The organism is Mesorhizobium shangrilense (genome assembly GCF_028826155.1).
Classification (GTDB): Bacteria; Pseudomonadota; Alphaproteobacteria; order Rhizobiales; family Rhizobiaceae; genus Arvimicrobium; species Arvimicrobium flavum.
This window is the reverse complement of sequence record NZ_JAQGPN010000001.1, coordinates 4209355-4222169: the sequence shown is the minus strand read 5'-3', so window position 1 is coordinate 4222169 and position 12815 is coordinate 4209355. Positions and strand designations below refer to the sequence as shown.

Genomic DNA, 12815 nt, shown 5'->3' with positions numbered 1-12815 from the left:
CGGGGTCGGGTTTGGCGAGCGCGACGCCTTCCTGGTGGACGAAGCCCGACTGGCGGGCCGCGGCGCTGTCGCCGGTCGCTGCGCTGTATGGCTTCGTGGCCGGGCGGCGCATGCGTGGCGCCAAGCGCCAGCCGGTCGACCTTCCGGTACTCTGCATCGGCAACTTCACCGTGGGCGGCAGCGGCAAGACGCCGACGGCGATCGTCTTCGCTGAAACAGCGAAGCGGCTTGGCTTGTCGCCGGGCATCCTCTCGCGGGGACATGGCGGCAGCTTTTCCAAGCCGCACATTGTCGATCCGCGTCGCGACAGCGCCAGGCTCGTCGGCGACGAACCGCTGCTGCTGGCCCGCGCCGCGCCGGTCGCGGTGACGGCGGATCGTGTTTCGGGCGCCAGGCTTCTCGCCGGGCGCGGCTGCGATTTCCTGATCATGGACGATGGGTTCCAGAGCGCGCACCTGCACATGGACTATGCGCTCCTGGTCATCGACGCGCGCTATGGGCTCGGCAACGGCCGCATTTTCCCGGCGGGACCGCTGCGGGCCGACCTGGTCGATCAAATGCGCTTCGCAACTGCCCTGTTGGTGATGGGGCAGGGCGACGCGGCTGATGAGACGATTCGCGCCGCCGCACGTGCCGGAAGGCCGGTGTTTCGCGCCGGAGTTCGCCCGGTCGGCAATCTTGTCGGACGCCGCTATCTCGCGTTTGCAGGGATTGGACATCCCGAAAAATTCTTCGACACGGTGGCGGCCGCCGGCGGCGAGGTGGTGCTGACGCGCTCTTTCGCCGATCATCATGTTTATGGCGACGACGAATTGCGCGTGCTTGCCCGGGTTGCTGAGAAGGAAGGGCTGCGCATCGTCACCACGGCGAAGGACGCCGTCCGCATCGGCGCCGAGAGGCTGGGCGCAATGCAACCTGTGCCCGTGGATGTGCTGGAGATCGAGGCGGTCTTCGATGTCGAGGACACGCCGAAGCGGGTTATCGAGGCCGCGGTGACCGCGGCGCGTCAGCGCAAATCGAAGGGCTGAGCCCGTCAGGCGCGCTTGCGCAGGTCCGGATTCAGCTGCAGTTCGCGATTGAACGAAACGGTCGCGTTCACGTACGGCTCCTGCCGCGCGACGCTCCAGTACTTCAGTTCGTCGAGCGGGATGGATTCGCCGGTGACCGCACAGCGCACGAATGCGCCGGGGCTGGTGACCTGAAAGTCGCCATCCAGATAGCGGATGCGCGCTTCGCGCGCGCCGGGGCCTTCAAAACGGTTCATCATGGCACTCTCTGAGCCGAAGTCTTCGGCCACAATTGGGCGGCAAGGTCAAGCGCCTGGTGAATTCTTGGGCGTCGTCGCCACGGCAGTCTTCAATCCGACAACAGGAACTGAAGCTCACCGCCTTCCGAAGAGACGCTCGATGTCGGAGAGCTTGAGCTCGATATAGGTCGGGCGGCCGTGGTTGCAGGTGGCGGAGCCCGGCGTCGCTTCCATCTGACGCAGCAGCGCGTTCATCTCCTCCGGCTTCATCAACCGTCCCGAGCGGACCGATCCGTGGCAGGCCATGGTCGATGCGACGCGGTCGAGGCGGGCCTTCAGCGCTTCCGCCGTGTCGGTGTCGGCCAACTCGTCGGCAAGGTCGCGGACCAGTTGCGCGACATCGGTCTCGCCCAGCATGGACGGCGTCTCGCGCACGATGACCGCGCCCGGGCCGAAGCGCTCCAGCCCCAGCCCGAAACGGCGGAACGTCTCGGCGTGTAGCGCCAGCCGCTCGGCATCGTCTTCGGGCAGGTCAACGATCTCGGGCAGGAGCAGCATCTGCGCCGGCACGTCGCGACTTTCCAGCGCCTGCTTGAGCGCCTCGTAGACCAGCCGTTCGTGGGCGGCGTGCTGGTCGACGATGATCAGAGATTCCTGGGTCTGGGAGACGATGTAGTTGCCGTGCACCTGCGCGCGGGCCGCGCCCAGCGCCAGCCGGTCGAAATCGACGGGGGTCTCGGAGAAGCCGGCGCGTGTGTCGGCGCTTTCGACCGCACCGGCATCGAAGTCGGCCTGCCGGGGTTCGGCGAAACCTGGCTCGAATGGCCGCTGCGCGGCGTGCCATGCCTCAAAGGCGGCAGGCGACGTCGCAGGACGATGGCCATAGCCTGATGTGCGCGGACCAGCGGAGGCTGGACCATGCGGCCATGCCGGTCCGCCGGTGCGGAAGGCGCCCAGCATGCCGGCGGCGCCGGTCGAGGCCGGCCTGATGCCGGCATTGGCCAGCGCCTCGCGGATGGCGCCGACGATGAGACCGCGCACGAGCCCGGGATCGCGAAACCGCACGTCGGCCTTTGCCGGATGCACGTTGACGTCGACGTCCGCAGGATCAAGCGTCAGGAACAGCACGGTGACGGCATGCCGGTCGCGCGGCAGCACGTCGGCATAGGCGCCGCGGATGGCGCTGGCGATCAGCTTGTCGCGCACCGGCCGGCCGTTGACATAGGCGTATTGCTGCAGCGCGTTGGCGCGGGTGTAGCTTGGAATCGATACGTGGCCGCTCAGGGTTACGCGCTCACGGCCGGCATCTATGGCGATGGCATTATCCGGAAACTCGGAACCCATCACCTGCGCGACGCGGGCAAGGCTTCCTTCCGCGTGATCCGCCGTGGCCTGGAGGTCGAACAGGGTGCGGTCGCTTCCCGACAGCGAGAAGCGGACGGCCGGGAAGGCGATGGCGATGCGCTTGACCACGTCAGAGATGGCGGAGCTTTCCGCGCGCTCGCCCTTCATGAACTTCAGCCGGGCAGGGGTGGCGAAGAACAGGTCGCGCACCTCCACCATGGTGCCACGATTGGCGGCGGCCGGACGCGTCGACGAAACCCGGCCGCCATCCACCAGGATCTCCGCGGCGGAATCGGACTGGTCCGTGCGCGAGCGTATCGTCAGTTTCGAGACCGAACCGATGGAGGGCAGGGCCTCGCCGCGGAAGCCGAGCGAGCGGATGTCGTGGATGTCGTGGTTGAGCTTCGACGTGCAGTGACGCGCCACCGCCAGCTGCAGCTCCGGCTGGGGAATGCCGGCTCCGTCGTCTGAAACGCGGATCAGGTTGAGGCCGCCGCCTGCGGTGACTACCTCGACCCGCGACGCGCCGGCATCGAGCGCGTTCTCGACCAGTTCTTTCACCACGCTCGCCGGCCGCTCGATGACCTCGCCGGCGGCGATCTGGTTGATCATCGTTTCTGAGAGTTGATGGATGGGCATGCGGAGATCATATCCGGATTCGATCCCGCTATGAAAGGTTGTCCCGACGTGCGGCTCTCGCCTTCACGGCCTTTTGCTCGCTTCGAGGACAGACGGACGCTCTGAGCAGTATTCGCCCAGGCTGCGGACGAGGTGGTCGAAGGTCGCGCGGATGCGCGGGACGCGGGCGAGGTCCTCGTGCATGACGACCCAGGTGTCGAGCCTGTGGTCGAACTCGTGCTCCAGCAGCCGCACCAATTTCGGGTGACGCCGGGCGAGCGGCACCTGGCAGACGCCGATTCCGACGCCGGCACGGATGGCGGCAAGCTGCGCCAGGTGGCTGTCGGTGCGGTAGGCGAGCTGCTTCGCCGCGGAGGGTCCGAACACCTGGGCGAGAAGCCGGAGATCTCCCGGCGAGCGATCGGGGCCTATCACCGCAAACTGAGGGAGATCGGCGAGCGACTGCGGGGCGCCATGGGTTTCGAGGAAGGCCTGCGTCGCAAAGAAGCCGAGCTTGACGGCGCCGACGTGCTTCATGACCAGGGCCGCCTGGGTGGGCCGCACCATGCGGACCGCGATGTCGGCTTCCTGTCGCAACAGATCCTGCGTCAGGTTGCTGAGCTGGATCTCGAAGCGTAGCGCCGGGTGGCGCTCACGCAGCGAAGAGAGCTTCTGCGGCAGGACTTCAGCGCCGACGACCTCGCTTGCGGTCACGCGTACCGCACCACCGACTTCGGCCGCCTCGGCCACCGACGCGCGGCCGAAGGCTGCCGCTGCCGCCGCCATGGCTTCCGCGTGGGGTCCGAGCGAACGCGCCGTCTCGGTCGGGGTCAGGCCGGCAGGGGAGCGGGTGAACAGTGCCGCGCCGAGGGAGCGTTCCAGCGCCTCCAGCCGGCGGCGGACGGTGGGCTGAGCGACGCCGAGCTCGCGGGCTGCTGCCGAGAGGCTGCCGCTGCGCAGGACTGCGAGGAAGGCGCGCTGATTTTCCCAGTCCGACGTCGACAGGCTCATATATTTCATACTAGCCGCCTGCATGGGTTTGGCAATTCCATTCCAGCCCCGCGCGTCGCATCCTCGTCGGGCAATGACGGAGGCGAAGATGACGAAGATGACGACTGGTGAAAGGACGGCATTGGTTCTCGGTGCGAATGGCGGCGTCGGCGGTGAGATCGCGGCGGCACTGCTCGCCCGCGGATGGCACGTGACGGCACTCGTGCGCGACCCGGCCCTGGCAGACAGGCGCTGGAGCGCTGCAGTCACGCCGGACTGGGTCAAGGGAGATGCGATGGACCGCGAAAGCGTGGTGTCGGCCGCGGCCGACGCGTCCGTGATCGTGCACGCGGTCAACCCGCCCGGCTATCGCGACTGGGACAGGCTGGTGCTGCCGATGATCGACAACACCATCGCGGCAGCGAGTGCGTGCGGCGCACGTATCGTGCTGCCCGGGACGATCTACAATTTCGGCCCCGACGTGTTCGACAGGCCGCTCGAATGCGTGCCACAGAACCCGACCACCAGAAAGGGCGCGATCCGCGCCGAAATGGAGAGCCGGCTGCGCGACGCCGCGACGGCAGGGACGCCGAGCCTCGTCGTCCGCTGCGGCGACTTCTTCGGGCCGAACGCAGCCAATAACTGGTTCTCGCAGGGGCTCGTGAAGCCCGGGCGGCCGGTACACTCGATCAGCTATCCCGGCGACGAGGGCGTCGGCCACCAATGGGCCTACCTGCCCGACGTGGGCGAGACGGTTGCAAGGCTTCTCGACCGGGAGGAGGAGCTTTCGCCGTTCGAGGTCTTCCACATGGAGGGTCACTGGGACCCGGATGGCACGCGCATCATCGCGGCGATCCGCAATGCCGCCGGAAACCCGGACATTCCGGTGCGCCGTTTCCCGTGGTGGCTGGTGACGCTCGCTTCGCCCGTCGTTGCCTTGTTCCGGGAACTGCTCGAGGTGCGCTATCTCTGGCGGATCCCGCTGCGCATGACCAACCGCAAGCTGGTCGGCTTCCTCGGCGAGGAGCCGCATACCGACTGGGACACCGCGATGCGACGAACCCTGGCCGGGCTGGGCTGCCTCACGGTGTGACGCCAGTGCGGACGGCTGCTCAGAGGAGTCCCTGCGTGGCCGCAGCCAGCACCAGATAGCGCCCAACCTTGGCGACCGTGACGATGAGAAGGAAGCTCCAGAACGGCTCGCGCATGACGCCGGCTGCCACGGTGAGCGCATCGCCTATGACAGGCGCCCAGCTGAGCAGCAGCGTCCAGCGGCCGTAGCGGTGATACCAGCCCGCCGCCCGGTCGAGCTGGGCAGGCTTCACCGGAAACCAGCGTCTGTCGCGGAACCGTTCGACGCCGCGCCCGAGCAGCCAGTTGACCGCAGCGCCGAGCACGTTGCCCGCGCTCGCGACCGCGAGCAGGCCGGCGATCGAGTAGCTTTCGGTAAGCAGGAGGGCGACCAGCATTGCTTCCGATTGGACGGGCAGGATGGTTGCGGCGACGAAAGCCGTGGCGAAGAGGCCCGCATAGACGGCGATTGTAGTCATGAAGCAGTCTGTGCACTGCGCTCCGGCGTCCAGCAAGCCGGCTCAGGCGTCCTCCGGCCGCCAGTCCCGCACTTTTCCTGCGGTTCCGTTCATTACCCGGATTTTGGCAGCACGCTCGCCGGCGGGAGCGAGCGGAACAGGTCTTGCGCCAACTGGAAACGATGCGAAGGATGAGGGAGCTTGCACGGAAGGCCGAGGCGGGTAGGCTTCCTGTCAAGATGGGAGGAAGAATGTCGAACGCTGCCGAAACGTCCCCTGAGTTGCCGCCACGACGGCGCGAGCGCGGCGGGCGGAACGCGCGCCGCGAAATGCGTTCGCATGGAAGTAAGGGACATGGCCGGCCCTACATTGTGCGCAACATCCCGACCTACGACATCCTGTCTGAGGATAATCTCCTCCGGATCGAGGAGACGGCCGACCGCATCCTTGCCGAGATCGGCATCGAGTTCCGCGACGACCCGGCAGCGCTCGACCACTGGAAGCGGGCCGGAGCCAAGGTGGACGGCGTGCTGGTGAAATTCGAGCCGGGCATGCTGCGCGAAGTCCTCAAGACCGCGCCGGCAAGCTTTACCCAGCATGCCCGCAATCCGGCGCGGTCGGTCGAGATTGGCGGCAAGTCCGTCGTGTTCTCGCCGGCCTACGGCTCGCCCTTCGTGATGGATCTGGACAAGGGCCGCCGCTACGGCACGATCGAGGATTTCCGCAACTTCGTGAAGCTGGCGCAGTCATCGCCTTGGCTGCATCATTCGGGCGGGACCATATGCGAGCCGGTGGACGTGCCGGTGAACAAGCGCCACCTCGACATGGTCTACAGCCATATTCGCTATTCGGACCGCGCCTTCATGGGCTCGGTGACGGCCGAAAGCCGCGCCGAAGATTCCATCGACATGGCGCGGATTGTCTTCGGCGATGCGTTTGTCGACCGGAACTGCGTGATCCTCGGCAACGTCAACGTCAACTCGCCGCTGGTCTGGGACGGCACCATGACGCTGTCGTTGCGCGCCTATGCCCGCGCCAACCAGGCCGCGGTGGTGGTGCCCTTCATCCTCGGCGGCGCCATGGGTCCGGTCACCAATGCCGGAGCCATCGCCCAGTCCCTGGCCGAAACCATGGCAGGCTGCGCGCTGACCCAGCTGGAGCGACCCGGCGCGCCGGTGGTCTTCGGCAATTTCTTGTCCTCGATGTCGCTGCGCTCCGGCTCGCCGACCTTCGGCACTCCGGAACCGGCGATCGGTTCCATGGTGATCGGCCAGCTCGCGCGCAGGCTCAACCTGCCGCTCAGGTGTTCCGGCAACTTCACCACGTCGAAACTGCCCGATGCGCATGCGATGAACGAGGGCACCATGTCGATGCTGGCGGCCGTGCATTGCGGCGCCAACTTCATCCTGCATTCGGCCGGCTTCCTCGATGGGCTGCTGTCGATGTCCTACGAGAAATTCGTGATGGATGCCGATTTCTGCGGCGCGCTGCACACCTACCTCGACGGGGTCAGGATCGACGACAACCAACTGGCGCTCGACGCCTTCCGCGAAGTCGGCCCGGGGAGCCATTTCTTCGGCTGCGCCCACACCATGCAGAACTACGAGACCGCCTTCTGGGACAGCGAAATCGCCGACAACGAGCCTTTCGAGAAATGGGAGGCGGCTGGTTCGTCCGATGCGGCGGCGCGTGCCAACAGGCGCTGGAAGACGACGCTGGCTGAGTACGAGGCGCCGCCGCTCGACGAAGCCATCGACGAGGCGCTCCAGGACTTCATGGCCCGCCGCAAGGCGGCGGCGGCGGACGCGTGGTACTGATTGAGCGCCGCGCTATGTGTCTGCGGGGCGAAATGCTAGGATCGGCCCATGACCAAGCTTCTTGAAATGGCCGTCGAGGCAGCAAGGCATCTGTCGCCGAGGAGCAGGACGAACTCGCGCGGACCATCCTGGAGATCGTCCATGGCACGGAGGATGAGGTGTACGTGCTGTCCGATGAGGAGAATGCGGCGATTGACCGTGGTCTGGCGGAGCTGGACGAAGACAAATACGCGACAATGGACGATCTGCAGGCCGTGCTTGCGAAGTATCGCAAATGAAGTTTCGGCTCGCGCCGTCTGCCATCTCGGACATCGAAGCCATACTCGTCGGGCTGAGGTCGAAATCGCCCGAAGGCGCCGCGTCGGTCGCCGAGAGGTTTGACGAGGTGTTTCGCAGGATAGAAGGCTTTCCCGAGACGGGACGTCGCACCAGCCGCAAGGCGATGCGACTGGCCAATGCGCATCCCTATCCGTAACTGATCTGCTACAGGACGTCGCCGTCCTTGACCGAGATTGTTGCCGTCCGCCATGGCGCCCGCAACCCGAGATCCATGCCGTCGAAGGCTCGTCATCCCCGCCCGCGATAGGGCTGGACGCCGGTGTCCGGCAGCCAGACGGCTTCCGGTGGCGCGCCGGTCTGCCAAAACACGTCGATCGGGATGCCGCCGCGCGGGTACCAGTAGCCGGCGATGCGCAGCCAGAACGGCTTCGTCGCCGCCACGATGCGCCGGCCGATCATCACCGTGCATTCCTCGTGGAAGGCGCCGTGGTTGCGGAACGAGGTCAGGAACAGTTTTAGGGACTTTGATTCCACCAGCGTGCCGTCCGGCGCGTAGTCGATGACGATATGCGCGAAATCGGGCTGGCCGGTCACCGGGCATAGCGAGGTGAATTCCGGACAGGTGAAGCGTACGATGGCGGGCGGGCCGTCGCCACGCGCCAGCGGGACGGTTTCCAAGACCGCATGTTCCGGGTCCGGTGGCGTCTCGACACTGCGTCCGAGTTGGGTCAGGTTGGTCGTCTCGGTCATGGCTGGAACTCCGGTCAACTGCCTGGGACAAGCGTCGACAATGCGGGAAAAAGATGGCGAGCACCGACCCTCTTCTCCAGCCGTTCCAGCTCAGGCACCTGACGCTGAAGAACCGCGTCATGTCGACGGCGCACGAGCCGGCCTATTCAGAGGACGGAATGCCCAAGGAGCGCTACCGCCTCTACCACGCGGAAAAGGCGAAGGGCGGCATGGCGCTGACGATGACGGCCGGCTCCGCGATCGTCTCGCGCGACAGCCCCGCGGCCTTCGGCAATCTGCACGCCTACCGTGACGAGATCGTGCCCTGGCTCCGCGAACTGGCCGACGCCTGCCACGAGCACGACTGCAAGGTGATGATCCAGCTCACCCATCTCGGCCGCAGGACCGGCTGGAACAAGGCCGACTGGCTGCCGGTGCTGGCGCCTTCGCCGGTGCGCGAGCCTGCGCACCGGTCATTTCCGAAAACCGCCGAGGACTGGGACATCGAACGCATCGTCGCGGATTATGCGGCGGCGGCGCAGCGCATGCAGGCTGCGGGCCTCGACGGCATCGAGTTCGAAGCCTATGGGCACCTGATGGACGGCTTCTGGTCGCCCGCCACCAACCATCGCGAAGACGAATATGGCGGGGTGCTCGACAACCGGCTGCGATTCACGTGGCGGGTCCTCGAAGCGGTGCGCGCGGCAGTCGGGGGTGACTTCGTCGTGGGCATTCGCATGGTGGCGGACGAGGTTTCCGAGAAGGGCCTTTCCAGGGAGGAAGGCATCGAGATCGCGCGGCGGCTGGCCGCGTCGGGAAAAGTCGATTTCCTGAACATCATCCGCGGCTCCATCGAGACCGATGCCGCGCTGACCAACGTCATCCCGATCACCGGCATGCGGTCGGCTCCGCATCTCGATTTCGCCGGGGAGGTGAGGGCGGCAACGAAGTTTCCGGTCTTCCATGCCGCGGGAATTTCGGACGTCGCCACCGCGCGGCACGCCATCGCCTCTGGCAAGCTCGACATGGTCGGACTGACCCGGCCGCACATCGCCGACCCCTACATCGTCGCCAAAGTGATGGCCGGCGAGGAGCACCGTATCCGCCCCTGCGTCGGCGCCACCTACTGCCTCGACCGCATCTACGAGGGCGGCGAGGCGCTCTGCATCCACAACGCGGCGACCGGGCGCGAGGCGACGATCCCCCATGTCATCGCACGTTCAGATGGACCGCTGAGAAACGTCGTCGTGGTGGGCGCAGGACCGGCGGGACTGGAGGCAGCGCGGGTGGCGGCGGAGCGCGGCCATTCGGTCACAGTGCTGGAGGCCGCGAGCCAGGCAGGCGGGCAAGTGCGGCTCGCCGCGCAGAACCCGCGACGCCGGGAACTCATAGGCATCGTCGACTGGCGGCTTACCGAACTGGAGCGCTTGGGCGTCGAAGTCAGGTACGACGTCTGGGCCGAGGCGCAAGACGTCGTCGCGCTCTCACCGGACGTGGTGATTGTCGCCACAGGCGGCCTGCCGCAGAACCCGCCGCTGAACTCCGGAGACGATCTCGTCACGTCGAGCTGGGACATCCTTTCGGGGAGCGTGAAGCCCGCAGAGCAGGTGCTGCTCTACGACGACAATGGCGGCCATCAGGGCATGGGCGCGGCCGAATTGATCGCCGATGCGGGCTCGTCCCTCGAACTCGTCTCGCCCGAGCGCTTCTTCGCGCCCGAGATGGGCGGCATGAACCACGTGCCTTATATGCAGGCCTTCCACGAGAAGGGCGCGCGCATCACCATCAACACCCGGCTGAGATCGGTGCGGCGCGACGGCAACGGGCTGGTGGCGACGCTCGGCTCGGATTTCGCGGCAGGATGGAACGAGGAGCGGCAGGTCGACCAGGTGGTGGTCGAGCATGGGACCGCGCCTCTCGAAGAGCTCTATTTCGAGCTGAAGCCGCGCTCGATGAACCTGGGCGAGATCGATTACGAGGCGCTGGTCGGCGACGGGAACCCGTTTCCCGTGCGCAATCCGGATGGCGCGTTTACGCTGCTGCGCATCGGCGATGCGGTCGCCTCGCGCAACATCCACGCCGCGATCTATGACGGCATCAGATACGCGATCCGGTTCTGAGTTGGTAGCATAGCCCGGGTGCCGGTGCGCCTTCGGTCGGATCGATCCAGCCGGCGCCCGCAGTTGCTATGCCACCACAGTGAGTACCGGCTTCTTGCGACCGTATTGCTGCAGCCACTCCTGCGCCTCCTGGCCCGGCATCGGGAAGGCGATCGAATAGCCTTGCACCTGATCGCAACCGATGGATTCGAGGAGCTCGAGTTCGGCCTCGGTTTCCGCGCCTTCGGCGATGATTGAGATACCAAGGCCGCGCGCCAGCTCGGTAATGGCGCGCACGATCTTTGTGTTGTCGCCATTGGCGTTGATGTTCTGGACGAAGCGCCGGTCGATCTTGAGGCGATCGATCTCATTCGGATTGACGTGGCTGAGCGATGCGTAGCCCGTTCCGAAGTCGTCGAGCTCGAGATACACCCCGGCTGACCGCATGTGGCGCAGCTTGGCGGCGATGCCTGTCTTTTCGTCGTCGAGGATGACCGATTCGACGATCTCCAGCGACAGTTTGCTGGGATGCAGGCCCTCCTTCTGGAGCGTATCGAAAAGGAAGGTATCGAAATCGTTCTCGCGCAGTTCGGTCCCCGAGACATTGATGGCGAGCCTGCCGAAATCGATGCCGGCCCGATGCCACTCGGCGGCTTTCCGGATGGCCTTGCGCATTAGGATGCGGCCGATGTCGCACATCAGCCCCGTTTTTTCGGCCACGGGCAGGAAATCGGCGGGCGGAATCATGCCGCGCTCGGCGTGTCTCCATCGCACAAGCGCCTCGACACCCGTGATGCGGTTGCTGGAAAGCGAGATCTGCGGCTGGAAGTAGGGTTCGAACGCCTCGCTCGCGATCGCCGCCTTGAGATCCGCCTCCATCTTCTTGCGGTGGTCCAGCTCGCGCCGCAGTTCCTCGGAGAAGAAGGAAGCGGCTCCACCGCCCATCTTCTTGGCGGCATAAAGGGCGAGATCGGCATGAACCAGCAGATCAGTCCCGTTATCCGCGTCAACCGGATAGACTGCGATGCCGGCGCTGGCGCCTGGCATGATCGTCACGCTCTGGTAGTTGATGGGCTCGTTGATTCTGGAGAGGATGCGGTTGGCCAGGGCATTGATGTCCTCGGTCGTGCCGGCGGCATTGAGGATCATGACGAATTCATCGCCGCCGAGGCGCACGCAGACGTCCGACGCGCGGCAGGAGCCCAGCATGCGCTGCGCCGTCGCGACCAGCACATAGTCTCCCGCGGCATGGCCGAGCGTGTCGTTGATCTGCTTGAAGCGATCGAGATCGAACTGGATCACCGCGAGCCGCTCTCGCCGGCGCTGCGCTCCCTTGATCAGGGTATCGAAGTGATCCTTCAGGAAGGCCCTGTTGTAGAGGCCGGTCAGGCCGTCATGGATTGCGATGAAGGCCATCGAGTTGCGTGCATCGACGAGCTCGTAGGTCCGGCGCAGGATCGCGTTGGACATCGGCCTGAAGATGAACAGCGCCACAAAGACGATGACGCCGACGGTTCCATAATAGAGCGCCTTGTGGAGCGACAGCATTTCTGCAAGCCGCTCATTGGAGCGCATGTCGACGCGACGTCCAAGTTCCTTGTATCCGCCGAGCGTCGCATTCGCTGCGGCGAGGTCAAGCGCGCCGTCGCGGGCAATCACCGAGTAGGGCGAGTTTTCGTGAGCGGTGATGAAGCGCTGCGTGTCGGCGACAAGCCGTTGGGTGAACTGTTCCAGCATGTAGGGTCTGGAATCGAGGACCTCTGCGGCAAGCCTGTCGCCTTTCTCGGCCGACATGGAAGCGTGAGACCTTACCCGCTCGGCGAGCGTTTCGTGGTTGCGCGCAAACTCGGCTGTGGTTTTGTGCAATTCGTCCAGAAGCTGCGGCCGCAGATTGCGCGGGGAGGTCTCTATCGCATTGGCGAGCACGATGATGCGCTGCGACAGCGCCATCTGCGAGCCGTTCATTTGCGAGACCGAAGCATCGATTTCCTGTTGAGACATCAGCTGCCTGAGCAGGACGAAGGACGTCATCGCCATGGCCGCGATGATCAGCAGGCCGATCCAGTAGGCGCTCTTGATGACGATGATGAGCCGCGCGGATCCCTGAAGATCCGCTGCATTCTGCGCCATGGTCCCGCCCTACGCAAAAATACCGATAATGCTT

General features: G+C 65.7%; 11 protein-coding genes. 5 read left to right on the top strand and 6 right to left on the bottom strand.

Going from position 1 to position 12815, the window contains the following annotated elements; genetic code table 11:
* Positions 1-11: 11 nt before the first annotated feature.
* Positions 12-1028: a tetraacyldisaccharide 4'-kinase gene (lpxK, locus tag PD284_RS20475; protein ID WP_274629974.1), complete on the top strand. Its 1017-nt coding sequence runs from the start codon at positions 12-14 to the stop codon at positions 1026-1028.
* Positions 1029-1033: 5 nt separating this feature from the next.
* Here lpxK and PD284_RS20470 read toward each other — a convergent pair whose 3' ends face one another.
* The 3 genes from PD284_RS20470 to PD284_RS20460 form a co-directional block, all read right to left on the bottom strand.
* Positions 1034-1267, bottom strand: coding sequence for a DUF2093 domain-containing protein (locus PD284_RS20470; RefSeq protein WP_274630716.1), 234 nt, complete (start codon positions 1265-1267; stop codon positions 1034-1036).
* 114 nt (positions 1268-1381) lie between these two features.
* Positions 1382-3229 (bottom strand): DNA mismatch repair endonuclease MutL, encoded by a 1848-nt coding sequence (gene mutL / locus PD284_RS20465; RefSeq protein ID WP_274629973.1) that lies wholly within the window; start codon positions 3227-3229, stop codon positions 1382-1384.
* Positions 3230-3292: 63 nt separating this feature from the next.
* Positions 3293-4228 (bottom strand): LysR family transcriptional regulator, encoded by a 936-nt coding sequence (locus PD284_RS20460; protein WP_338036672.1) that lies wholly within the window; start codon positions 4226-4228, stop codon positions 3293-3295.
* A gap of 79 nt (positions 4229-4307) precedes the next feature.
* Between PD284_RS20460 and PD284_RS20455 the strand changes: the two genes are divergently transcribed.
* On the top strand, positions 4308-5291 hold the full coding sequence (locus tag PD284_RS20455; protein WP_274629972.1) for an NAD(P)H-binding protein: 984 nt from the start codon (positions 4308-4310) through the stop codon (positions 5289-5291).
* A gap of 19 nt (positions 5292-5310) precedes the next feature.
* On the opposite strand, the gene PD284_RS20450 is transcribed toward PD284_RS20455, so the two are convergent.
* The gene (locus PD284_RS20450) at positions 5311-5748 is read right to left on the bottom strand and encodes a YqaA family protein (protein WP_274629971.1); all 438 of its coding nucleotides are present in this window, start codon (positions 5746-5748) and stop codon (positions 5311-5313) included.
* Between the two features lie 230 nt (positions 5749-5978).
* Between PD284_RS20450 and PD284_RS20445 the strand changes: the two genes are divergently transcribed.
* Together PD284_RS20445 and PD284_RS20440 are read left to right on the top strand one after the other, a co-directional pair.
* Positions 5979-7544 (top strand): trimethylamine methyltransferase family protein, encoded by a 1566-nt coding sequence (locus PD284_RS20445; protein ID WP_274629970.1) that lies wholly within the window; start codon positions 5979-5981, stop codon positions 7542-7544.
* Positions 7545-7818: 274 nt separating this feature from the next.
* Positions 7819-8019, top strand: a complete 201-nt coding sequence (locus PD284_RS20440) for a type II toxin-antitoxin system RelE/ParE family toxin (protein WP_274629969.1) — start codon at positions 7819-7821, stop codon at positions 8017-8019.
* 92 nt (positions 8020-8111) lie between these two features.
* Here the strand turns inward: PD284_RS20440 and queF are convergent, their stop codons facing one another.
* Positions 8112-8573 (bottom strand): preQ(1) synthase, encoded by a 462-nt coding sequence (gene queF / locus PD284_RS20435; RefSeq protein WP_274629968.1) that lies wholly within the window; start codon positions 8571-8573, stop codon positions 8112-8114.
* A 53-nt stretch (positions 8574-8626) separates the two neighbouring features.
* Here queF and PD284_RS20430 point away from each other — a divergent pair, with 53 nt between their 5' ends.
* Entirely contained in the window at positions 8627-10672 is a 2046-nt protein-coding gene (locus PD284_RS20430) for an NADH:flavin oxidoreductase (RefSeq protein WP_274629967.1), read from the top strand.
* Between the two features lie 66 nt (positions 10673-10738).
* Here the strand turns inward: PD284_RS20430 and PD284_RS20425 are convergent, their stop codons facing one another.
* Positions 10739-12781, bottom strand: coding sequence for a putative bifunctional diguanylate cyclase/phosphodiesterase (locus PD284_RS20425; RefSeq protein ID WP_274629966.1), 2043 nt, complete (start codon positions 12779-12781; stop codon positions 10739-10741).
* Positions 12782-12815: the final 34 nt, after the last annotated feature.